Below are 21,657 nucleotides of genomic sequence, written 5' to 3' on the forward strand. Positions count from 1 at the left end.
CTTCGACGGGCGGCAGCGTGGCCACGCCGCTTTCCTCGAGTGCCTGCGCATAACCGAGATGGCGATGGCGGGCGCGATCCGACGCGGCGAGCGAACCGGCCAGCATCAGCACGCGGCGATGGCCGCGCGCGGTCAGCAACTGCACGCCGTCGTACGCGGCGCGGCGGTTGTCGACCGACACCGACGGACGGCGCTGCGTGTCGTTGTGCATCAGCACGTAGTGCGAGCCGTCGCGGTCGAGCATGTCGAGCAGCGGGTGCGTGTCCGCATCGGCGACGGTGAGGATCAGCCCTTCGACGCGCTGCTCGCGCAGCGTCTCGATCGCATGACGCTCGCGCGCCGCGTCGTATTCGGTCGTCATCAGGATCAGCTTGAAACCGGCCGCGGTCGCGAGCGCGTCGATGCCTTGCAGGCAGTCGGCGAACACCGGGTTCGACAGCGTCGGCACGACGACGCCGACGAGCCGCGTGCGCTCGCCGCGCAGTTGCCGGCCGAGCGGGCTCGGGCGGAACTGCAGCGTATCGATCGCGGTGCGGATCGTCTGCAGCGTGGCGGGGCTGACGGTATGCGGCGCGTTGATCGCACGCGAGACGGTGGCGATCGAGAAGCCCGCGAGGGCAGCGACGTCCTTGATGGTCGAGGTCATGAAATAACGCGATGTAAACGTTTTCGGCCGGGGAATTATCGAAAACGTTTGTGACTTCGCGATGACGCACGCGACGCTTGCTTCGCGACAAGCACGACACAAACGTCAGACGGTTGGGGCCGTCGGACGACGTGCGGTCGATTGTATCGGGGGATGTTGCGGCGCGGGACGAAATCGTCGGCCGTGTCGTATCGGTGTCGAATGCGCGGGTAGACGCAATGCGACGATGAGGGTGTCGCGATGCGGCGCGGCGGAATGAGGGAACGCATGCGCAAGCAATGGTAGAATCGCGTCCGCCCTCTTGCCGGGGTGATGAAATTGGTAAACATAGCGGACTTAAACGATTGAGTGCCCGGTCGGAAACGGTCGGTGCAGAACCCTTCAAATTCGGCGAAACCCCTGATGTGCGCATCGAGGCAACGCCGAGCCAAGCCTCGCGGCATCCGCGAGGAAGGTGTAGAGACTAGACGGGGGGCGCCTAAGGCGCACGGGCAGCGGTCAAGCCCGCGCGCGACGGTGAAGGCATAGTCCAGCGCACGAACGGTTCGCGCACGCGACGCCGGCTTTGAAAGAAGCAGTGTGACGAAAATCCGCCGCCTTAACTGGCTTGCCGGTTCGAGTCCGGTCCCCGGCACCATCGATTGCGTTGATGCGATTCGATTCGATGAAGGTGTGAAAAACCCGCGAGAAATACAGCGCTCGCGGGTTTTTTATTGGTCCGGCGTCGCCATCGACGCAGGGCTGCGCCGCTCGCCGGGACGTGCAGAATGTCGCCGCTTGTCGCGTGTCAGAAAATCCCCAGCCCGCCGTCCGCGCCCCAGACCTGCCCGTTCGCATAGCTCGTTTCCGACGCCGCGAGCGCGACATACAGCGGGGCGATTTCCGCCGGTTGCCCGGGCCTGCCGTACGGCGAGCCCGCCGCATAGTTGACGACCGTCTCCGGTGGCTGACCGCCGCTCGATTGCAGCGGCGTCCAGTAAGGGCCGGGCGCGACCGCATTGACGCGAATGCCGCGCGGCCCGAGCTGTTTCGCGAGCGATCGCGTGAACGCGATGATGCCGGCTTTCGTCGTCGCATAGTCGAGCAGGTTGGCGCTCGCCCTGACCGCCTGGACCGACGTGGTGTTGATGATCGACGCGCCGGGCGGAAGATGCGGGATCGCCGCCTTCGTGATCCAGAACATCCCGTAAAGATTGGTCTTGACCGTCGCATCGAAGTGCTCGGTCGTCATCTCGCCGATCGAATCGAGCGCCTGTTGTCGGGCGGCGTTGTTGACGAGAATGTCGAGGCCGCCGAGTGCTTCCGCCGCGCGTGCGACCAGTCGCTGGCAGAACGTTTCGTCGCGGATGTCGCCCGGCAGCGCGACGGCTTGGCGTCCCGCTGCCCGGATCAGCGCAACGACTTCCCGCGCGTCGGATTCCTCCACAGGCAGGTAGCCGATCGCGACATCCGCCCCTTCGCGTGCGAACGCGATGGCCGCTGCCCGGCCGATGCCGGAGTCGCCGCCGGTGACGAGCGCCTTGCGGCCGACGAGCCGGCCACGGCCGCGATAGCTTTGCTCGCCGTGGTCAGGGCGCGGCTGCATCCGGCTCGCGAGTCCCGGCGGCGCCTGGACCTGATGCGGGAACGGCGGCTTCGGGTACAGATCGACCGGATTCGTCAGGCCCTGCGCGGCGGGCGGCGCGTCGACGGCATGCGCGGTGGACGGGCCGAGTGCGGACATCGCGGCCAGTGCGCCAAGATTGCCGATGACATGTCGGCGCGACACGCGCATGCCTGCTTCGTTATCGTCGTCTTTCAACAGATGCTCCGTGAGCGAAATCGCGCGTCGCGTTCCGTGCCGTCCGCGCGAAAGTGGATGATCGCCGTACGGCCGGCGAAATCGTCGGCGCGCGACGACGGTGCCGTCACGCGCCGGTACATCGCGCTCATTCGACGCGCAGGATCAGCTTGCCGGTCGTCTGGCCGGTTTCGAGCGCGTGATGCGCGTCGGCAATCGCGTCGAATCCGTAGCTGCCGCCGATCAGCGGCTTCAGCTTGCCGGTCGCGAGCAGTCCGAACAGTTCGCCGAGTGTCCGGCGCACGACGTCGTCGTTGAGGAACGCGTGCAGCGCGAAGCCGGACACCGATCGGCAGCCGAAGATCAACGCATTCATCAGCGCGTCGTCGACCGTCAGGAGTTGACCGCTCGCGGCACCGTAGCTGACGAACCGGCCGTATATCGCAAGGCCCGATACCAATGTGCGCGCGACCGTCCCGCCGATCGAATCGAACACGACGTCCGGGCCCTCCCGGCCGGTGGCATCGCTCAATTGATCGGCCCAGTGCGCGTCGCGATAGCTGATGGCCCGATCGGCGCCCAGCGTTCGCACCGCATGCAGTTTGGCCGGCGCGCCGGCGAGGCCCGTGATCGAGCGTGCTCCGTCGAGTCTCGCCAGCTGGATCAGCATCGACCCGACACCGCCGGCCGCGGCGGTGATCGCGACCGTGCGTGCGGCCACCGGCGTCTCGCGCAGCAGCACGCGGGCCACCAGCCCCTGCAGCATCACGGCGACCGCATCGTCGTCGGAGACTTCGTCGGGAATCGCGGTAATCAGCGCGGCGCCGAGCGTCACGTATTCGGCGTAGCCGCCGGTCGCGCGCATCGCGCCGAACAGCGGCGCCGCGACGCGTGCGCCGATCCGGATGTCGCGGACGTTCGCGCCCACCGCGGCGACGGTGCCGACGACTTCCGAGCCGGGCACCGCGGGCAGCGTCAGCGCCGGGCCCGGATAGGTGCCGGCGCGTTGCAGCGTTTCCGCGAAATTCAGCCCGACGCGCGTGACGCGGACGAGGACCTCGTCCGCGGCAGGCGTCGGACGCTCGATCACGACGGGACGCAGGACGGAAGGATCGCCGACCCGCTCGATCTGGATGGCATGCATGCTGCTCATGGAAACATCTCGCTTGAAAAGGGGGCGTTCGCCCCGGGGGGATGAATGAAGCGCGGACGCGATGCGGCCGCGCAAGTGGGGGTGTTGCCGCAGACGTGACGGATCAGTCCGGTTGCGCGCGGTCGAGCGCGAGACGGCCGGCGCCATGCAGGAACAGCGCGAGCAGGCCGCCTGCCATCGACAGGTTCATCATGAAGAACGTCTGCTGCGTCTGGTCGCCGCCGCCGTGGAAGATCACCGCGGCGATGATCGAGAAGATCGCGAGCCCGAGCGCCGCGAGCCGCGTCATGAAACCGGTGATCAACGCCAGGCCGCCGGCGATCTCGACGACGATCACGAGCGGAAGCAGCGCGCCCGATACGCCCATGTGTTCCATGTACTGCTGGGTACCCGCATAGTTGAAGATCTTGCTGATCCCGGCGCCGAGATACACGCCGGCGATGAGGAGGCGCACGAGGACGGACAGCACGAGGTTGACGACGGGCGTCTGCACGGTCGTTTTGTAAAGTGCGCGGTTGATCGAATTGATCATTGGGAATCCATAATGAATGAGTGGGCGGGCGGTCGAGCCGGCCGGGTGACGGTCTGCTTACGCGTCGAGCGTCGGGTAGTCGGTGTAGCCGGCTTCACCGCCGCCGTAAGCGGTGGACATGTCCGCGTGCGCGAGCGGGCGATCGTGTCGAATGCGCGTGACGAAATCGGGGTTCGCGATGAACGGGTAGCCAAACGACACGAGGTCGGCATGGCCGTCGGCGAGTGCCTGTTGCGCGCGTGCTTTCGTGTAGCCGCCGTTCGCGATGTAGAACCCGCCGAAGGCACGGCGCAATGCGCGGTAGTCGAACGGCGGCGCCTGATCGGCCGCGACCTGCGGAATGCCTTCGACGACGTGAAGATAGGTGGCGAGCCCGGTCAGCCGGTCGGCGAACCGCTCGAACAGCGCCTGCGGCTGGCTGTCCGCGATGCCGCCGAAATGCGGCGTGACCGGCGAAATGCGGACGCCCACGCGCGCGGGACTCACGACGCGTCCGACCGCCCGCACGACGTCGAGCGGCAGCCGGATCCGGTTGTCGATCTCCCCGCCGTACGGGTCGGTGCGCCGGTTGGTACCGTCGCGCAGGAACTGATCGAGCAGATAGCCGTTCCCCGCGTGAATCTCGACACCGTCGAAACCGGCCTGCAACGCGGCCTGCGCCGCATGTGCGTATTGCTCGACGATGCCGGGGATTTCATCGGTGTCGAGTGCGCGCGGCACGGGGTGCGGCTTCGGCCCGTCCGGCGTGAATGCCTGCCCGTCAGGCTGAATGGCCGACGGCGCGACGGGCAGCGCGCCGTCGGGCTGCAGATCGGGATGGCCGATGCGGCCGACGTGCGCGAGTTGGACGAAAATCCGGCCGCCTGCGCGATGCACGGCATCGGTCACGCGTTTCCAGCCGTCGATTTGCGCATCGCTGTAGATCCCCGGCGTGAACGGATAGCCCTTGCCGAGCGGCGAGATCTGCGTGCCCTCCGTGACGATCAGGCCAGCCGACGCGCGTTGGGCGTAGTAGGTGGCGTTGATCGCGCCCGGTGCATCGCCGGCGCCGGCCCGGCTGCGCGTCATCGGCGCCATCACGATGCGGTTGCCGAGTGTGATCCCGCCGAATTCGAGCGGGTCGAACAACGTGGCGCGGGTCGATGCCGCCCGGTCGGGTGAAGCGTGGTCGATCGTCATGATTCCATTTTCCTGTCGTGTTCATGGGTCGTCGACGCGCGAGCCGGGATGCCCGGCGTGCACGCGTCGAACGCTGCTGAGCACGAATTTAGGAGAATGCCGTGATCGAAACAATCGTCTAAAATGGATCGTTAAAATCGATTTTCTTGATGGATCATGGAGCGAAGCCCCAATCTGGAGCAACTGCGCGCGTTCATCGCGGTGGTCGAAGCCGGCAGCTTTTCCGGCGCGGCACGGCGGCTCGAGCGCGCGCAATCCGTCGTCAGCTACGCGATCGCCAATCTGGAGTCGTTGCTGGGCGTGCCGCTTTTCGAACGGGGCAAACGGCGGCCGACGCTGACGGCGGCCGGCGAAATCGTCCTGGCCGACGCACGGCGGCTCGACATGCTGACGGGCCAGTTGCTGGCGAAAACCGCCGGGCTGCGCGGCGGGGTGGAAGCCGAGCTGTCGCTGGCGGTGGACGTGATGTTTCCGCTGGCCAGACTCGTCGAGGGGCTGCGTGCGTTCGCCGACGAATTTCCCACGGTCGCGCTCAACCTGACCATCGAAGCGCTCGGCGGGGTGATGAAGCTGGTGGTCGATGGCGGCTGCGCGCTCGGCATCAGCGGGCCCGTGCAAAACTGGCCGGACGTGATCGATGCGACGTCCATGGGCGCGATCGAACTGGTCACCGTCGCCGCGCCCACACATCCGCTCGCGCAGCGCCGCGGGCGTGTGCCGCTGTCCGACGCGCGCGAATATACGCAGCTCGTGCTGACCGACCGAAGCAAACTGACCGAAGGGCAGTCGTTCGGCGTGTATGCGACGCGCACATGGAGGACCGCGGACCTCGGCGCGAAGCATCGACTGTTGCTCGAAGGGCTCGGCTGGGGTTCGATGCCGATGCATTTGATCGAGGACGATCTGCGGCAAGGCCGACTGGCCGTCGTCCGCTTGTCGGATCGCGATGTGTTTCGATACGGCATGTCGTTGATCCGGCGGGCCGATCGCGCGAGCGGGCCCGCGACGCAGTGGCTGATCGACCATCTGACGCGTCCGGGCGAACTGGAGGCCTGAAGCGCTGCACCGTCTCTGTGCTTCACTGCGCCGAAAACGGCGCCATGTGATACTGGCACGCACGTCGCAGCGGACACCTTCGTCGCCCCCGGCAAACGCGTGCCGCCGACCGCTTCCGTCATCGTTCGCCTCTCGCAAGACCATCCGTCATGACCGACTCGACCCACCACTATTACGAACCGTCGCAAGGCCACGGCCTGCCGCACGATCCGTTGAACGCGATCATCGGCCCGCGCCCGATCGGCTGGATTTCATCCCGCGGCAGCGACGGCACGCTGAACCTCGCGCCGTACAGCTTCTTCAACGCGTTCAACTATCGCCCGCCGATCATCGGCTTTTCGAGCACCGCCGCGAAGGACAGCCTGCGCAACGTGCAGGAAACCGGCGAGTTCGTGTGGAACCTCGCGACGCGCGATCTCGCCGAGCGGATGAACCAGACCTGCGCCGCCGTGCCGTACGACGTGAACGAATTCGAACTCGGCGGCCTGACCGCCGTGCCGTCGCGCCTCGTCGACGTGCCGCGCGTCGCGGAAAGCGGCGTCAACTTCGAATGCAAGGTGACCGACGTGATCCGGCTGCGCGATCATCGCGGCGTCGAGACGCCGGCCACGCTGGTGCTGGGCGAGGTCGTCGCGGTCCATATCCGCCATGACCTGCTGAAGGACGGCGTGTTCGACACGTTCGGCGCGGGCATCATTCTTCGTGCGGGTGGCCCGTCGGCCTATGCGCACGTGACGCCCGACAGCCGCTTCGACATCTTCCGGCCCGACGCATGATCGATCGCGCGCCGCAGTAGGCCGGCAATCGGCGCGGAAGCGCCCGAATCCGAAAAGACCCCGCGGAGATCGAGGATTTCGCGGGGTCTTTTGCTTCGTACCCTCAGAGGAAGCGGGCGCGCCGTTCGTCCGTCCCCCGATGCCCGATCGCCGCTGGCTCGGCGACCCCGCACCGCAGCAGACCTCTCCCGCGCCGCCACCGTGCGCCGCACTCACACGCCGCCTCCCTCCGCCATGGCAAATCTGCTCACCACGAACGAGCGGCTTGGGCATCGACGCCCGTCGCTGCCAGGCATAAATTTCCACGGTTGACGTGCTTATCCGCGCGTCAGCTCGCGCGCAGGCCGGCAACCGGCCCGCGCGTTCCCAAACAGCGTGAGACACAATCGAGCGTGGAGACGACACGATGAGCCTGTCAGAGCCATTGCGTCTGCATGTGCCGGAGCCCACCGGGCGCCCGGGCTGCAAGACGGACTTTTCCTATCTGCATCTATCGCCGGCCGGCGCTGTTCGCCGCCCGCCGATCGACGTTGCCGCGGCGGACACCGCCGATCTCGCCCGCAGCCTCGTGCGCGTGCTCGACGACAACGGCAAGGCCGTTGGCCCGTGGGCGCCCGATCTCGACGATGCGCGACTCATCGCCGGGCTGCGCGCGATGCTCAAGACCCGCATTTTCGACGCGCGCATGATGATCGCGCAGCGCCAGAAGAAAATCTCCTTCTACATGTTGAGCCTCGGCGAAGAGGCGATCGGCACCGCGCACGCGATGGCGCTGCGCGACGGCGACATGTGCTTTCCGACCTACCGACAGCAGAGCATCCTGATCGCGCGCGACGTGCCGCTCGAGCGGATGATCTGCCAGTTGATGTCGAACGAAGGCGATCCGCTGAAGGGCCGCCAGCTCCCGGTGATGTACTCGGACCGCGAAGCCGGCTTCTTCTCGATTTCCGGCAACCTCGCGACGCAGTTCATCCAGGCGGTCGGCTGGGCGATGGCGTCGGCGATCAAGGGCGACACGAAGATCGCGTCCGCGTGGATCGGCGACGGCGCGACGGCCGAAGCCGATTTCCACACCGCGCTCACGTTCGCGCACGTGTACCGCGCGCCGGTCGTGCTGAACGTCGTCAACAACCAGTGGGCGATCTCGACGTTCCAGGCGATCGCGGGCGGCGAGGGCACGACCTTCGCCGGGCGCGGCGTCGGCTGCGGGATCGCATCGCTGCGCGTCGACGGCAACGACTTCCTCGCGATCTACGCGGCGTCGAGCTGGGCGGCCGAACGCGCACGCCGCAATCTCGGCCCGACGCTGATCGAGTGGGTGACCTACCGCGCGGGCGCGCATTCGACGTCGGACGATCCGACCAAGTACCGGCCGAGCGACGACTGGTCGCATTTCCCGCTCGGCGATCCGATCGAGCGCTTCAAGCGCCACCTGATCGTGAAGGGCATCTGGTCGGACAGCGCGCACGACGCGTTGACGGCCGAGCTCGAGGCCGAGGTGATCGCCGCGCAGAAGGAAGCGGAGAAGTATGGGACGCTCGCCGACGACCGGATTCCGTCGCCGGCCTCGATGTTCGACGACGTGTACAAGGAGCTGCCCGCGCACCTGCGCCGTCAGCGCCAGGAACTGGGAGCGTGATCATGGCGCAACACGAGACAGGGACGGCGACGCAGCCGATGACGATGATCCAGGCGTTGCGCTCCGCGATGGACGTGATGCTCGGGCGCGACAGCGACGTGGTCGTGTTCGGGCAGGACGTCGGCTATTTCGGCGGCGTGTTCCGCTGTACCGAAGGACTGCAGAACAAGTACGGCAAGTCGCGCGTGTTCGATGCGCCGATCTCGGAAGGCGGGATCGTCGGCGCGGCGGTCGGGATGGGCGCGTACGGCTTGCGCCCCGTCTGCGAAATCCAGTTCGCCGACTATTTCTATCCGGCATCCGACCAGATCGTGTCGGAAGGCGCGCGGCTGCGCTACCGCTCGGCCGGCCAGTTCACCGCGCCGATGACGATCCGGATGCCGTGCGGCGGCGGGATCTACGGCGGGCAGACGCACAGCCAGAGCCCGGAGGCGATGTTCACGCAGGTGTGCGGGCTGCGCACCGTGATGCCGTCGAATCCGTACGACGCGAAAGGGCTGCTGATCGCGTCGATCGAGAACGACGATCCGGTGATCTTCCTCGAACCGAAACGGCTGTACAACGGCCCGTTCGACGGCCATCACGAACGGCCCGTCACGTCGTGGCTCAAGCATCCGGCGAGCGCGGTGCCCGAAGGCTACTACACGGTGCCGCTCGATACGGCCGCCGTCGTGCGGCCCGGCAACGACGTGACGGTGCTCACGTACGGCACGACGGTGCACGTATCGCTCGCCGCCGCCGAGGAGACCGGCATCGACGCGGAAGTGATCGACCTGCGCACGCTGTGGCCGCTCGACCTCGACACGATTGTCGCGTCGGTGCGCAAGACCGGGCGCTGCGTCGTGGTGCACGAGGCGACGCGCACCTGCGGCTATGGCGCGGAGCTCGTGTCGCTGGTCCAGGAACACTGCTTCTACCACCTCGAGGCGCCGGTCGAGCGCACGACGGGCTGGGACACGCCGTATCCGCATGCGCAGGAATGGGCGTATTTTCCGGGGCCGACCCGGGTCGGTGAAGCGTTGCGACGCGTGATGGAGGCGTGAGATGGGGATTCATGTCATCAAGATGCCGGATATCGGCGAAGGGATCGCCGAGGTCGAGCTGGTGGCCTGGCATGTGGAAGTCGGGCAGACGATCAAGGAAGACCAGCCGCTCGCCGACGTGATGACCGACAAGGCGGCGGTCGAGATTCCGTCGCCGGTGACGGGCAAGGTGATCGAGCTGGGCGGCCGGATCGGCGAGATGATGGCGGTCGGCAGCGAGCTGATTCGGCTGGAAGTCGAAGGCGACGGCAACCTGAAGGCCGGGGCACCGGTGCGGGAAACAAAGGTAGAAACCGCACCGGTCGCGGTGGCGGCACCGTCGAAACCGGTAGCCGACGCATCGGCCGAGTCGTCTGCGCAGCCGGCGGCGCCTCGTGCACCGGCGAAACCGCGCCGCGAGGAACCGGTCGCGCAGCCGCGCGTGGCGCTGGCACCGGGCGAACGGCCGCTCGCGTCGCCGGCCGTGCGTCAGCGTGCGTGGGACATGGGTATCGAGCTGCGCTACGTGCGCGGCACCGGTGAAGCCGGGCGGATCCTGCATGCGGATCTCGATGCATATGCGCGCACCGGCGGCGGCTCGGCGCACGGGGCACAACCGCGCGGCTACGACGAACGCCACGACGAAACCGAAGTGCCGGTGATCGGCTTGCGGCGCGCGATCGCGCGCAAGATGCAGGAAGCGAAGCGCCGCATCCCGCACTTCAGCTACGTCGAGGAAATCGACGTCACCGAGCTCGAATCGTTGCGCACGGAGCTGAACCGCCGCCACGGCGACACGCGCGGCAAGCTCACGCCGCTGCCGCTGCTGATCCGCGCGATGGTGATCGCGCTGCGCGACTTCCCGCAGATCAACGCGCGGTTCGACGACGAAGCGGGCGTCGTCACGCGCTACGGCGCGGTGCACATGGGCGTCGCGACGCAGACGGACGGCGGCCTCACGGTGCCCGTGCTGCGTCATGCGGAAGCGCGTGACGTGTGGTCGATCTCGGCGGAAATCGCGCGGCTTGCCGACGCGGTGCGCGCGAACCGGGCGCAGCGCGACGAGCTGAGCGGGTCGACGATCACGATCTCGAGCCTCGGCGCGCTCGGCGGCATCGTGTCGACGCCGGTGATCAATCATCCGGAGGTGGGCATCGTCGGCGTCAACCGGATCGTCGAGCGGCCGATGATTCGCGACGGCGCGATCGTCGCGCGCAAGATGATGAACCTGTCGTCGTCGTTCGATCATCGCGTCGTCGACGGCGCGGATGCGGCCGAATTCATCCAGGCCGTGCGCGCGGTGCTCGAACGCCCGGCACTGCTGTTCGTGGAGTGAGCCGATGAAGAACGAACACACCACACTGCTCGTCATCGGCGGCGGCCCGGGCGGCTACGTCGCCGCGATCCGCGCCGGCCAGCTCGGCATTCCGACCGTGCTCGTCGAACGCGACCGGCTCGGCGGCACCTGCCTGAACATCGGCTGCATTCCTTCGAAGGCGTTGATCCATGTGGCCGATGCATTCGAACAGGCGTGCGGCCATGCCGGCGAAGGCGCGCTCGGGATCCGCGTGCGCGCGCCCGAGATCGACATCGCGAAAAGCGTCGCGTGGAAGGACGGCATCGTCGACCGGCTGACGCGCGGCGTCGGCGCACTGCTCAAGAAGAGCGGCGTGCGCGTGCTGCACGGCGAAGCGCGCGTGATCGACGGCAAGACCGTCGAAGTCGTCAGCGCCGGCCATGCGGTGCGGATCGGTTGCGAACACCTGTTGCTCGCGACCGGTTCCGAACCGGTCGAATTGCCGTCGATGCCGTTCGGCGGGCACGTCGTGTCGTCCACCGACGCGCTGTCGCCCGCGACGCTGCCGAAGCGGCTGGTCGTCGTCGGGGCCGGCTATATCGGGCTCGAACTCGGGATCGTCTATCGCAAGCTCGGCGTCGACGTCAGCGTCGTCGAAGCGGCCGAGCGCGTATTGCCTGCGTACGATGCCGAACTCGTGCGGCCGGTTGCCGATTCGCTGGCGCGGCTCGGCGTGCGGCTGTGGCTCGGCCACAAGGTGCTCGGGCTCGACAAGCATGGCGCGGTGCGCGTGCAGGCGGCCGACGGCGCCGAGCAGACGCTGCCGGCCGATCGCGTGCTGGTTGCCGTCGGCCGCCGGCCGCGCGTCGACGGCTTCGGGCTCGAGACGCTGATGCTCGATCGCAACGGCCGCGCGCTGCGGATCGACGACACATGCCGGACCTCGATGCGCAACGTCTGGGCGATCGGCGACGTCGCGGGCGAGCCGATGCTCGCGCATCGCGCGATGGCGCAGGGCGAGATGGTGGCCGAGCTGATCGCCGGCCGGCGCCGCCAGTTCATGCCCGCGGCGATTCCGGCCGTGTGCTTCACCGATCCCGAGATCGTGACGGCCGGCTGGTCGCCGGACGATGCACATGCGGCCGGCGTCGATTGTCTGAGCGCATCGTTCCCGTTCGCGGCGAACGGTCGCGCGATGACGTTGCAGGCGACCGACGGATTCGTGCGCGTCGTCGCGCGGCGCGACAATCACCTGATCGTCGGCTGGCAGGCGGTCGGGCGCGGCGTGTCGGAGCTGGCCGCGGCGTTCTCGCAGTCGCTGGAGATGGGCGCGCGGCTGGAAGACATCGGCGGCACGATCCACGCGCATCCGACGCTCGGCGAAGCGCTTCAGGAAGCGGCGTTGCGCGCGCTCGGACACGCGCTGCATGTCTGACGCGCGAGCCCGGCAGGGCGCCGCCGGTGCGGGATGCGCGCATCGGCGGCGCTTGCGGCGGCGGAGGTACGTCATGTCGTTTCATTCGATCCGGAATGATGCAATGCCGACGTTCCGCATGCTCGTGCGGAACGGGCGCGATGGCATGGCGCGGCCGGGCCGTGCATCGAATCGCCCGGAACCCCACCTGACAAGGCCGTAATTTTTCGAGACGAGCGGAGGGTTGTCGGCGCCGCGTTGGCCGGCGATCATGTCGATAGCCGGAAACCGGGCCGCCTCGGGCCCGCCAACGCAGGCTCCATACGGAAGAACCGGACATGAAACTGCTGCTCGTCGGCGCGACCGGGCTCGTCGGGCGCCACGTCCTCGACGTCGCGCTGGCCGATGCGCGGGTCGATCAGGTGATCGTCCTCGCGCGCCGGCCGTTGTCGCCGCATCCGAAGATGCGTGCGCTGGAAGTCGATTTCGACCAGTTGCCCGATGCGGCCGACTGGTGGCGCGCGGACGCCGTGATCTGCACGCTCGGCACCACGATGCGGGCGGCCGGCTCGCAGGCGGCCTTTCGGCGCGTCGATCACGACTATCCGCTCGCGGTCGCGCGGCGCGCGCACCGGCACGGCACGCCGACCTACGTGCTGAATTCCGCCCTCGGCGCGGACGCTGCGTCGCGCATCTTCTACAACCGTGTGAAGGGCGAGGTCGAACAGGCGCTCGCCGGTGTCGGCTTCGATTCGCTCACGTACGTGCGACCGGGCCTGATCGGCGGCAGCCGCGACGAGTTCCGGTTCGGCGAGCGGCTGTTCGTGTTCGCGCTGAGCGCCGTCGGGCCGGTGCTGCCGGCGAAATGGCGCGTGAATCCCGCGTCGCGGATTGCGCGTGCGATGCTCGACGCGGCGATCGACGCACGGCCGGGTGTGCAGGTCGTCGCGTCCGATCAGCTCGTCTGACGCCGCGCGGGCGGCGCGCCCGCCAGGCTATTCGTCCGCGTTCGCGTCGAGCGTGCCGAACTGCTCGGCGAGCGCTGCCGTGAACGCCTCCAGCGCTTCGCTGCCGTCGGAATTCCGCGGCGTCGCGAGCTGGAACTCGACCGTGTGGCTCAGCTTGCTCGCCAGCAGCCGGCGCATCTTCCCGGCAGCGACCCACGGCGCCGCGACGTGGTCGGGCAGGAAGCCGACGTGCGCGCCCGACAGGATGAAGATCACGTCGGCATCGACGTTTTCCGAAAACGCGGTCGGCTGCGCATTGCGCAGCGCCGCCCCCGACGTATTCGTCTTGTAGAGCCGCGCGACGTTGCTCGCGCGTGCGATGTCGTTGACCGACACGGTTTTCTTCGCGAACAACGGATGGCGGGCGCCGCAATGCAGCGACTGGTGCTCGACGAACAGCGGCGCGTAGTGCAGGCCGGCCTGATGGCCGGAGAAATAGCCGATCGCGAGTTGCAGTTCGCCTTTCAGCAGCCGGCGCTCCAGCTCGTCGGGCGGCACCGCGATCATTTCGATCAGCACGTCCGGCGCGCGCTCGCGAAAGCGGCCGACGGCCACCGCGATCGACTCGACGACGTCCGGCGAGAGCCGCTCGGACAGGCCGATGCGCAATTCGCCAAGCAACGTGCCCGATACGTGCTGCGTGTCGCGCGTGAACACGTCCATCGCGTGCAGGAGGCGGCGCGTCGACTGCAGCACGCGTTCCCCCTTCGGCGTCAACCGGAAGCCGCTTTTGCCGCGATCGCACAGCCGGAATCCGAGCCGCGTCTCGAGCTTGGCCATGTGCGTGCTGATCGTCGACGGCGCCATGCCGAGCGTGCCCTGCGCGGCGCTGAAGCCGCCGCTTTCGACGATCGTCAGAAAGAGCCGCAGCAACTGCACATCCATGTCTCTGAGTCGGGTCAGCATGGCGATATATCGCAGTTTGTGAAGTTGGCTTATGTTAGTTCATATTTTTCGTTGCGTGCGGCGACGGCAGAATCGGGCACGAGGTCGCCGGCCGTGCGACCGTGTCCCCTTCAGACAGGAATCCGACGATGAGCCAGAACGATTTCGCGTTCACGCGCGACAGCCTCTACGGCACCCAGGCCGAACCCAGTTTCGCGGGCGCGACGAGCTTCATGCGCCGGCGTTTCAGCCGTGATCTCGACGGCGTCGATCTCGCGATCACCGGCGTGCCGTTCGATTCCGCCGCCTCGCACCGGCCCGGCACGCGGTTCGGCCCGCGCGGGTTGCGGATCGCGTCGACGGGCATCGCGTGGGAGCGCCCGTGGCCGTGGTCGTTCGATCCGTTCGACGTGCTGGCCGCGGTCGACTACGGCGATTGCGCGTTCGATCTCGGGCAGCCCGAAGCGGTGCCGGGCGCGATCGAGCGGCATGCCGATGCGATCCTCGCGCGCGGCTGCGCGATGCTGACGCTCGGCGGCGATCACTTCATCACGTATCCGCTGCTCAAGGCGCATGCGAAGGTGCACGGGCCGCTGTCGCTCGTGCATTTCGACGCGCACACCGATACGTGGCCCGACCGCGACGTGAAGCGCATCGATCACGGGACGATGTTCTATCACGCGGCGCGGGAAGGGTGGGTCGTGCCCGAACGATCCGCCCAGATCGGCATTCGCACGACCAACGACGATCCGATGGGCTTCGACATCCAGGATGCGCGCCACGTGCATGGGTCGACGCCCGCCGCGGTCGCCGCGCGCATTCGCGAGCGCGTCGGCGATCACCCGGTGTACCTGACGTTCGATATCGACTGTCTCGATCCGGCGTTCGCGCCGGGCACCGGGACGCCGGTCTCGGGCGGCCTGTCGAGCCATCAGGCGTTCGAGATCCTGCGCCACCTCGACGGCATCAACCTGGTCGGCATGGACGTGGTCGAAGTGTCGCCGCCGTACGATCATGCGGAAATCACGTCGCTGGCCGGTGCGACGATCGCGCTGGAACTGATCTGCCTGTATGCGTCGCGCCGGCGGCAGAAAAAGGAAGCGTCGATCGATGGATGACCTCACCTGGCGCAAGGCCGTTCCCGGCGACGCGGCCGAATGCATCGCGCTGCGGGCGCGCACGCGCGAGAACGCGTTCACCGAAGCGCAGTTGCGCGCGCTCGGCATCACCGTCGAAAGCTGGGACGACGGTATCCGCGACGGCCTGTTCTCGGGCCATGTCTGCCGGGTGCGTGGACGCATGGTCGGCTACTGCTTCGGCGACACCGGTTCCGGCGAGATCGTCGTGCTCGCGATGCTGCCCGAGTATGAAGGAGCGGGGATCGGCAAGCGGCTGCTGCGGCGCGTGATCGACGATTTCGCGGCGAACGGCTTCACGTCGCTGTTTCTCGGCTGCTCGACCGATCCCGCATCGCGTTCGTACGGGTTTTATCGCCATCTCGGCTGGATACCGACCGGGGAACTGGACGACGCGGGGGACGAGATTCTCACGTTTCAGGTCGGGCAGCGCGGTTGATCGCATGTGTGGTTCGGATCTCGGCGTCTGCCCGGTCCGGACGACTGCCTGGCCAGACCACGCACGCGCGGCATTGCAGCATACGCGCCGACGACGCGACGTCGTGACGCTGCGTGTCGACATCGAGGCCGCGCATACCGGCCGGGCTCCCTCCGCCGACGCCATGACGTCTACGCCCGATCGGCGACTTTCGCCGATCGGGCTTTCATTTTTCCGACATCCGGCTTGCGGCAATACTGCGCGGGTGTACCGCGATTGCTCGGACAATTTCGAAAGTCGATCGATACCGGGTAATCACCGATATCTCGCAAGTTGTATATACAAGATCATCCGCTGGCAATGTCGGCACGCGTCGTGCCGGTTGCGCGCCAGCGTGCAGACCGTGCGTGCGTGGCGCATGCCGGCGATCCACGGCGCCCCGCACCCGCAGAGCCGAAAGGGCGGCTCGCAGCTTCCTGTCCCGTTCAAACCATGTGTGGTCCTGAGTATTTTGGAGATTGACCCGTGTCAACGAATTCCAGTGGAAAAGCCGGCGGACTGATCGAGGTACGCTCGATCGACTTCATTCCCGACGCCGAGCGCCACGGCGGCCTGCTGAGCCAATTCACGCTGTGGCTGTCGGCCAACATGCAGATCACCGCCATCGTCACGGGCGCGCTCGCGGTCGTGCTCGGCGGCGACGTGTTCTGGTCGCTGGTCGCGCTGCTGCTCGGCCAGTTCGTCGGCGGCGCGGTGATGGCGCTGCACGGCGCGCAGGGGCCGCAGCTCGGGTTGCCGCAGATGATCTCGAGCCGCGTGCAGTTCGGCGTGTACGGCGCGATGATCCCGATCGTGCTGGTGTGCCTGATGTACATCGGCTTTTCCGCCAGCGGCTCGGTGCTGGCCGGGCAGGCCGTCGCGCAACTGCTGCACGTCGACGACGCGGCCGGCATCCTGCTGTTCGCTGCCGTGATCGTCGTGCTGACCGTGTTCGGCTATCGCGCGATCCATTTCGTCGGCCGGATCGCGAGCGTGATCGGCATCGTCGCGTTCGTCTACATGTTCGCGCAGTTGTTCGCGAACCACGACATCGGCGCGCTGCTCGCGAACCGGCATTTCTCGCTGGCGAGCTTCCTGCTCGCGATGTCGCTGTCCGCGTCGTGGCAGATCGCGTTCGGCCCGTACGTGGCCGACTATTCGCGCTACCTGCCGCGCTCGACGTCGTCGGTCGCGACGTTTGTCGCGGTCGGCCTCGGCTCGGTGATCGGCGCACAGGCGGCGATGGTGTTCGGCGTGTTCGCGGCCGCGTTGGCCGGCAGCCAGTTCGCGCACCATGAGGTGTCGTACATCGTCGGCCTGGGTTCGACGGGCGCCGTGGCCGCGCTCCTGTATTTCAGCATCGCGTTCGGCAAGGTGACGGTGACGGCGCTCAACGCGTACGGCAGCTTCATGTCGATGGCGACGATCGTCAGCGGCTTTCGCGGCAAGGGCGCGGTATCGTCGAAGAGCCGCCTCGTGTACATTTTCGGGATGATCTGCGTGTCGACGCTGATCGCGCTCGCGGGCCGTCATTCGTTCCTGAAGGAATTCACCGCGTTCATCCTGTTCCTGCTCGCGTTCTTCACGCCGTGGAGCGCGATCAACCTGGTCGATTACTACTGCTTCACGCGTTCGCGCTACGACGTGCCGGCGCTGTCCGATCCGGACGGCCGCTATGGCCGCTGGAACGTGATGGCCATCACGATCTACGTGGTCGGCATCCTGGTGCAACTGCCGTTCATGTCGACGCACATCTACACCGGGCCGCTCGTCGATGCGCTCGGCGGCACCGACATCTCGTGGATTCTCGGCCTCGTCGTGCCGGCCGTGCTGTATTACGTCGGTGCCCGCGCGTCGCGACGCAGCATTCCGGAACGCCTGATCCTGCCGCTCGAACGCGGCGAAGTTCACCACTGACCACACGTCTCGCGCATCGGGCCGGCAAGCCGCCGGCGTGAGCGCCGAGCCGGGCGCGGCCTGCGCCGGCTCCGTCAACACGATTCCGTATCCCGCGATACCGGAGCGGCATCACGCCGCGTCCGGCATCGCTTCAATCTCGACCTATTGAATAGTATGACTAAGAAAAATGAAGCGCACGGCAGCGGTTGCCGTGCGCGGCCGGCGCACGCCGGTCTTCGTTTCACGGTGGCGGTCGCCTGCCTCGCGGCTTCGGGTGCTTCGCTCGCGCAGGATGGCGTCACGCTGTATGGCGTGATCGACGAGTTCGCGCAGGTCGTGAATACGGGCAACGGCTATACGGCGGCGATCGACTCGGGCGGGCAGTGGGGCAGCCGGTTTGGCTTGAAGGGCGGCGAGGATATCGGCGGCGGGCAGAAGATCGAGTTCGCGCTGGAAAACGGCTTCAACCCGAACGACGGCTCGCTCGCGAGTGCCGGCACGATGTTCAACCGGCAGGCGTGGGTCGGCATCGCGGGGCAGTGGGGCAAGGTGCGCGCGGGCCGGCAGAACTCGCCGCTGTTCAACGACCAAGGCGGGCAGGATGCGTTCGGCGGCGTCACGCAGGCGTCCGGCATGGACAACCTGACCGTGTTCGCCTTCCGCACGAGCAATACGCTGTCGTACCAGAGCCCGGAGATCGCCGGTTTCCAGGGCGGGCTGTACGTCGGGTTCGGCGACGCGGGCGGCGTGCGCTCGGCCGGCTCCAGCCGGCAGTTCGACCTGACCTACGAACACGGCCCGTTCGGCGCATTCGTCGCGGGGCAGTGGTTGAAGAACGCCGCGGCCACCACGACCGATCGCACGATCATGGCCGGCGCGTCGTACGCGATCGGCAAGGCCACCGTGTATGGCGGTTTTTCCGCGGTGAAGCGGGCCGACCTCGGGATCGATTCGCGCGTATACGGAGTGTCGGTCAAATACCAGTTCAATCCTGCCAACATCATCGCGCTCGGTTATGCATACCTGCACGACCAGTCGTCGCAAGGCAATCATGCGGACCAGCTCGGGCTGATGTACGAATACGACCTGTCGAAGCGCACGAGCTTCTACGGCGCGCTGTCGTACCTGCGCAACCGCAACCAGGCCGGCTACACGCTCGCCGGTGCGGCGAATCCCGGCCTGCCGCTCGCGTACCCGGGCGCGAATGCGCGCGGCGTGCAACTCGGCATCGTGCATCGCTTCTGACGCACGCAACGCGCCGGGCCGCGTGTGCCCGGCGCGTGCACCGGGCGCGCCCGCGCCGTCATTTGCCGAGCCGCTCCGCGAGCGAGTAGCGCTGCATGCAGCGCTCCATCGCGTCGAGAAACGCGTGCTCGGCCGCATTCATCTTGCGGTCGCGATGCCACAGCAGGAACACGTCGACGTCGACGAGCCCGTCGTCGGGCGGCAGCCGCCACAGCCGTTGCTGCGCGATGTCGTCGCGCACGATGTGCTCGGGCAGGCAGCCGATCCCGTAGCCCGCGAAGATCAGCCGCCGCACTTCCTCCAGGCTCGGCGACGACGCGACGATGCGCCCCGTGAAACCCTTCTGGTCGCGGAACACGGTGAGTGGCGACAGGCTGTCGCCGATCTGGTCGCTCGTGAACGACACGAAATTCTCCGCGAGCAGGTCGTCCATCCGTAACTGCGTCTGCCCGAACAACCGGTGATGGCGGCCGCAGTAGATCGCATAGCGCTGGCGCAGGAAGCAGCGCATTTCCAGCTTGTCGTGCGGCGTGCGGCACAGGCCGAGCCCGGCCGTGGCCGTCTTCTGCAGCAGCGACGACAGGATGTCCGACGAACGCATCACCTCGATCTGCAGGTCGATACGCGGATACGCGCGATGGAAATCCGCGAGGAACTCGTCGTAGACGGGCGATTCGATGCGGCTCACCGTCAGCAGCCGGATCGAACCGGTCAGATCGGCCGTGCTGTCGTCGATTTCGGTTTCGAGGCGCGAGATGCCGCCGTAGATGTCGCTCGCGATCCGGTACACGGCCTCGCCCGCCGGCGTCGGCGCGAAGTGCGCGCCGCGCCGCTCGATCAGCCGGCGCTCGAGCGTCTCCTCGAGCCGCCGCAACGCCTGGCTCACGGCCGGCTGCGTGACGTGCAGGCGGGCGGCCGCGCGGCTCACGCTGCGCTCCTGCATGATCACCAGGTAAGTGCGCAGCAGGTTCCAGTCGAGACGGTCGTTCAGGAACGGGGCGAGGTCGGGGCGCATCGGGTCTCCGGACGGGCGGCGGGTAGGGCATTAGTTGAATTTATACGGTGAATAATAACTTGAAATTTGACTAATGATTTGCGGTCACCGATAAAGGAGGGGCGCCGCAGCGTGCGGCGCGAGGCCGCGACAGACGGCCGTCATCACGATATTGCGCGCCGCCCCGCCGCGGCGCGCGTCAGGAGCCCGCATGACCCAGTCCCTTCCTTCCGCCCGCCAGCCGGGACGCGCCGCGACGGCCGCGTTCATCGGCACGATGATCGAGTGGTACGACTTCTACATCTACGCGACCGCCGCCGCGCTCGTGTTCGGCGAACTGTATTTCCCGTCGCATGACCGCTTCGTCAGCACGATGGCGTCGTTCGCGACGTTCGCGGTCGGTTTCTTCGCGCGTCCGCTCGGCGGCGTGATCTTCGGCCATCTCGGCGACCGCATCGGCCGCAAGAAGGCGCTGATGACGACGCTGATGATGATGGGCGTCGCGACCGTGTGCGTCGGGCTGCTGCCCGATTATTCGAAGGTCGGCATCCTCGCGCCGGTGTTGCTCGTCGCGCTGCGCGTCGTGCAGGGGATCGCGGTCGGCGGCGAATGGGGCGGCGCGGTGCTGATGGCGGGCGAGCATGCGCCGCAGGGGCGCCGCACGTTTTTCGCGTCGTTCGCGCAGCTCGGCAGTCCGGCCGGGTTGATCTTGTCGTTGATCGCGTTCCGCGCGGTCACGTCGATGGACAAGGCCGATTTCCTCGCATGGGGCTGGCGCCTGCCGTTTCTCGCGAGTTCGGTGCTGCTCGTGGTCGGCATCCTGATCCGGCTCGGCGTGAACGAGTCGCCGGAATTCGCGCGGGTGAAGGAAGCCAACCGCACGGTGAAGCTGCCGGTCGCGGAAGTGTTCCGTTCCGCGTCGGGGCTCGTGCTGCTCTGCATCGGCGCGAACACGATCGGCATCGCGGGCGTCTATTTCACGAACACGTTCATGATCGCGTACACGACGCAGTACGTCGGCGTCTCGCGTTCGCTGATCCTCGACAGCCTGTTCGCGGTCGCGATCATCCAGTTCTTCGCGCAGCCGCTCGCGGCCTGGATCGCCGAGCGTATCGGCGGCGCGCGCTTCCTCAAGCTCGCGGCGCTGCTCGCGATGCTGTCGCCGTATCCGATGTTCATGCTCGTGCAGGGCGGCACGTCCGCGTCGCTGGTCGCCGGCATCGCGCTCGCCGTGGTGTGCATGGCGGGCTTCTATTCGGTGATCGCGGGCTTCGTCAGCGACGTGTTTCCCGCGCACGTGCGTTATTCGGCGATCTCGCTCGCCTATCAGATTTGCGGCGCGATCGCGGGTGGCCTGACGCCGCTCGTCGGCACGTGGCTCGCGCATCGCTTCGCGGGCCAGTGGTGGCCGCTCGCGGTGTTCTACACGTGTCTCGCCGGCATTTCGCTGCTCTGCATCGTCGCGCTCGATGCGCGCCGCGCCGCGCAGCCGGCTGCCGCCGAAGCGCTCGGCTCGCATTGACCCTCAACGAACGAATTG

Annotated in this window: 19 protein-coding genes; 12 read left to right on the forward strand and 7 right to left on the reverse strand. The window is 67.4% G+C overall.

All coding sequences use genetic code 11. The annotated features are described in order from the left end of the window. The 5 genes from H0X95_RS06170 to H0X95_RS06190 form a co-directional block, all read right to left on the reverse strand. On the reverse strand, positions 1-646 hold a 646-nt coding region (locus H0X95_RS06170; protein ID WP_196445957.1), incomplete at its 3' end, for a LacI family DNA-binding transcriptional regulator. Between the two features lie 787 nt (positions 647-1,433). Continuing rightward, on the reverse strand, positions 1,434-2,420 hold the full coding sequence (locus H0X95_RS06175) for an SDR family oxidoreductase (RefSeq protein WP_059721331.1): 987 nt from the start codon (positions 2,418-2,420) through the stop codon (positions 1,434-1,436). Between the two features lie 154 nt (positions 2,421-2,574). Next, positions 2,575-3,579, reverse strand: a complete 1,005-nt coding sequence (locus tag H0X95_RS06180) for a quinone oxidoreductase family protein (RefSeq protein ID WP_006497650.1) — start codon at positions 3,577-3,579, stop codon at positions 2,575-2,577. Positions 3,580-3,682: 103 nt separating this feature from the next. Further along, positions 3,683-4,111, reverse strand: a complete 429-nt coding sequence (locus tag H0X95_RS06185) for a DoxX family protein (protein WP_006497649.1) — start codon at positions 4,109-4,111, stop codon at positions 3,683-3,685. A gap of 57 nt (positions 4,112-4,168) precedes the next feature. Continuing rightward, on the reverse strand, positions 4,169-5,290 hold the full coding sequence (locus H0X95_RS06190; RefSeq protein ID WP_006481845.1) for an alkene reductase: 1,122 nt from the start codon (positions 5,288-5,290) through the stop codon (positions 4,169-4,171). Positions 5,291-5,446: 156 nt separating this feature from the next. Here H0X95_RS06190 and H0X95_RS06195 point away from each other — a divergent pair, with 156 nt between their 5' ends. From H0X95_RS06195 to H0X95_RS06225, 7 genes are all read left to right on the forward strand, one after another. Continuing rightward, positions 5,447-6,346 (forward strand): LysR family transcriptional regulator, encoded by a 900-nt coding sequence (locus H0X95_RS06195; RefSeq protein WP_006481749.1) that lies wholly within the window; start codon positions 5,447-5,449, stop codon positions 6,344-6,346. Positions 6,347-6,495: 149 nt separating this feature from the next. Continuing rightward, on the forward strand, positions 6,496-7,122 hold the full coding sequence (locus tag H0X95_RS06200) for a flavin reductase family protein (protein ID WP_006497648.1): 627 nt from the start codon (positions 6,496-6,498) through the stop codon (positions 7,120-7,122). Between the two features lie 406 nt (positions 7,123-7,528). After that, complete coding sequence (locus H0X95_RS06205) at positions 7,529-8,761, forward strand: 3-methyl-2-oxobutanoate dehydrogenase (2-methylpropanoyl-transferring) subunit alpha (protein ID WP_006476388.1); 1,233 nt, start codon at positions 7,529-7,531, stop codon at positions 8,759-8,761. Between the two features lie 2 nt (positions 8,762-8,763). After that, positions 8,764-9,804 (forward strand): alpha-ketoacid dehydrogenase subunit beta, encoded by a 1,041-nt coding sequence (locus H0X95_RS06210; protein ID WP_011545040.1) that lies wholly within the window; start codon positions 8,764-8,766, stop codon positions 9,802-9,804. 1 nt (position 9,805) lies between these two features. Then, entirely contained in the window at positions 9,806-11,119 is a 1,314-nt protein-coding gene (locus H0X95_RS06215) for a dihydrolipoamide acetyltransferase family protein (protein ID WP_006497646.1), read from the forward strand. Between the two features lie 4 nt (positions 11,120-11,123). Then, the gene (gene lpdA, locus H0X95_RS06220) at positions 11,124-12,515 is read left to right on the forward strand and encodes a dihydrolipoyl dehydrogenase (protein ID WP_006481751.1); all 1,392 of its coding nucleotides are present in this window, start codon (positions 11,124-11,126) and stop codon (positions 12,513-12,515) included. Positions 12,516-12,832: 317 nt separating this feature from the next. Further along, positions 12,833-13,462 carry an NAD(P)H-binding protein gene (locus tag H0X95_RS06225; protein WP_034200781.1) on the forward strand — a complete coding sequence of 210 codons (630 nt, stop codon included), beginning with the start codon at positions 12,833-12,835 and terminating at the stop codon, positions 13,460-13,462. Positions 13,463-13,489: 27 nt separating this feature from the next. Here H0X95_RS06225 and H0X95_RS06230 read toward each other — a convergent pair whose 3' ends face one another. Then, positions 13,490-14,407 (reverse strand): LysR family transcriptional regulator, encoded by a 918-nt coding sequence (locus tag H0X95_RS06230; protein WP_196445958.1) that lies wholly within the window; start codon positions 14,405-14,407, stop codon positions 13,490-13,492. Between the two features lie 128 nt (positions 14,408-14,535). Here H0X95_RS06230 and speB point away from each other — a divergent pair, with 128 nt between their 5' ends. From speB to H0X95_RS06250, 4 genes are all read left to right on the forward strand, one after another. Then, complete coding sequence (gene speB / locus H0X95_RS06235; RefSeq protein ID WP_006481752.1) at positions 14,536-15,504, forward strand: agmatinase; 969 nt, start codon at positions 14,536-14,538, stop codon at positions 15,502-15,504. Further along, positions 15,497-15,961: a GNAT family N-acetyltransferase gene (locus tag H0X95_RS06240; protein ID WP_006481835.1), complete on the forward strand. Its 465-nt coding sequence runs from the start codon at positions 15,497-15,499 to the stop codon at positions 15,959-15,961. Before speB ends, H0X95_RS06240 begins: the two co-directional genes overlap by 8 nt. A gap of 504 nt (positions 15,962-16,465) precedes the next feature. Beyond that, positions 16,466-17,896: a purine-cytosine permease family protein gene (locus tag H0X95_RS06245; protein WP_006497643.1), complete on the forward strand. Its 1,431-nt coding sequence runs from the start codon at positions 16,466-16,468 to the stop codon at positions 17,894-17,896. A gap of 156 nt (positions 17,897-18,052) precedes the next feature. Continuing rightward, a complete protein-coding gene (locus H0X95_RS06250) occupies positions 18,053-19,123 on the forward strand; it encodes a porin (protein WP_060263115.1) in 1,071 nt (356 codons plus the stop codon). 58 nt (positions 19,124-19,181) lie between these two features. Here the strand turns inward: H0X95_RS06250 and H0X95_RS06255 are convergent, their stop codons facing one another. Then, positions 19,182-20,138 carry a LysR family transcriptional regulator gene (locus H0X95_RS06255; protein WP_006481805.1) on the reverse strand — a complete coding sequence of 319 codons (957 nt, stop codon included), beginning with the start codon at positions 20,136-20,138 and terminating at the stop codon, positions 19,182-19,184. 190 nt (positions 20,139-20,328) lie between these two features. Here H0X95_RS06255 and H0X95_RS06260 point away from each other — a divergent pair, with 190 nt between their 5' ends. Beyond that, entirely contained in the window at positions 20,329-21,639 is a 1,311-nt protein-coding gene (locus H0X95_RS06260) for an MFS transporter (protein WP_006481843.1), read from the forward strand. The last annotated feature ends 18 nt before the right edge of the window (positions 21,640-21,657 follow it).

The sequence above is a fragment of the Burkholderia sp. 9779_493 genome, assembly GCF_015712215.1.
GTDB classification, from domain to species: Bacteria; Pseudomonadota; Gammaproteobacteria; order Burkholderiales; family Burkholderiaceae; genus Burkholderia; species Burkholderia cenocepacia.

What these genes read in the sequence shown, in the direction of transcription:
- H0X95_RS06175 (WP_059721331.1), bottom strand. Translation starts at nt 2,420, where the DNA reads ATGCGCGTGTCGCGCCGACATGTCATCGGCAATCTTGGCGCACTGGCC.
- H0X95_RS06180 (WP_006497650.1), bottom strand. Translation starts at nt 3,579, where the DNA reads ATGAGCAGCATGCATGCCATCCAGATCGAGCGGGTCGGCGATCCTTCC.
- H0X95_RS06185 (WP_006497649.1), bottom strand. Translation starts at nt 4,111, where the DNA reads ATGATCAATTCGATCAACCGCGCACTTTACAAAACGACCGTGCAGACG.
- H0X95_RS06190 (WP_006481845.1), bottom strand. Translation starts at nt 5,290, where the DNA reads ATGACGATCGACCACGCTTCACCCGACCGGGCGGCATCGACCCGCGCC.
- H0X95_RS06195 (WP_006481749.1), top strand. Translation starts at nt 5,447, where the DNA reads ATGGAGCGAAGCCCCAATCTGGAGCAACTGCGCGCGTTCATCGCGGTG.
- H0X95_RS06200 (WP_006497648.1), top strand. Translation starts at nt 6,496, where the DNA reads ATGACCGACTCGACCCACCACTATTACGAACCGTCGCAAGGCCACGGC.
- H0X95_RS06205 (WP_006476388.1), top strand. Translation starts at nt 7,529, where the DNA reads ATGAGCCTGTCAGAGCCATTGCGTCTGCATGTGCCGGAGCCCACCGGG.
- H0X95_RS06210 (WP_011545040.1), top strand. Translation starts at nt 8,764, where the DNA reads ATGGCGCAACACGAGACAGGGACGGCGACGCAGCCGATGACGATGATC.
- H0X95_RS06215 (WP_006497646.1), top strand. Translation starts at nt 9,806, where the DNA reads ATGGGGATTCATGTCATCAAGATGCCGGATATCGGCGAAGGGATCGCC.
- lpdA (WP_006481751.1), top strand. Translation starts at nt 11,124, where the DNA reads ATGAAGAACGAACACACCACACTGCTCGTCATCGGCGGCGGCCCGGGC.
- H0X95_RS06225 (WP_034200781.1), top strand. Translation starts at nt 12,833, where the DNA reads ATGAAACTGCTGCTCGTCGGCGCGACCGGGCTCGTCGGGCGCCACGTC.
- H0X95_RS06230 (WP_196445958.1), bottom strand. Translation starts at nt 14,407, where the DNA reads ATGCTGACCCGACTCAGAGACATGGATGTGCAGTTGCTGCGGCTCTTT.
- speB (WP_006481752.1), top strand. Translation starts at nt 14,536, where the DNA reads ATGAGCCAGAACGATTTCGCGTTCACGCGCGACAGCCTCTACGGCACC.
- H0X95_RS06240 (WP_006481835.1), top strand. Translation starts at nt 15,497, where the DNA reads ATGGATGACCTCACCTGGCGCAAGGCCGTTCCCGGCGACGCGGCCGAA.
- H0X95_RS06250 (WP_060263115.1), top strand. Translation starts at nt 18,053, where the DNA reads ATGACTAAGAAAAATGAAGCGCACGGCAGCGGTTGCCGTGCGCGGCCG.
- H0X95_RS06255 (WP_006481805.1), bottom strand. Translation starts at nt 20,138, where the DNA reads ATGCGCCCCGACCTCGCCCCGTTCCTGAACGACCGTCTCGACTGGAAC.
- H0X95_RS06260 (WP_006481843.1), top strand. Translation starts at nt 20,329, where the DNA reads ATGACCCAGTCCCTTCCTTCCGCCCGCCAGCCGGGACGCGCCGCGACG.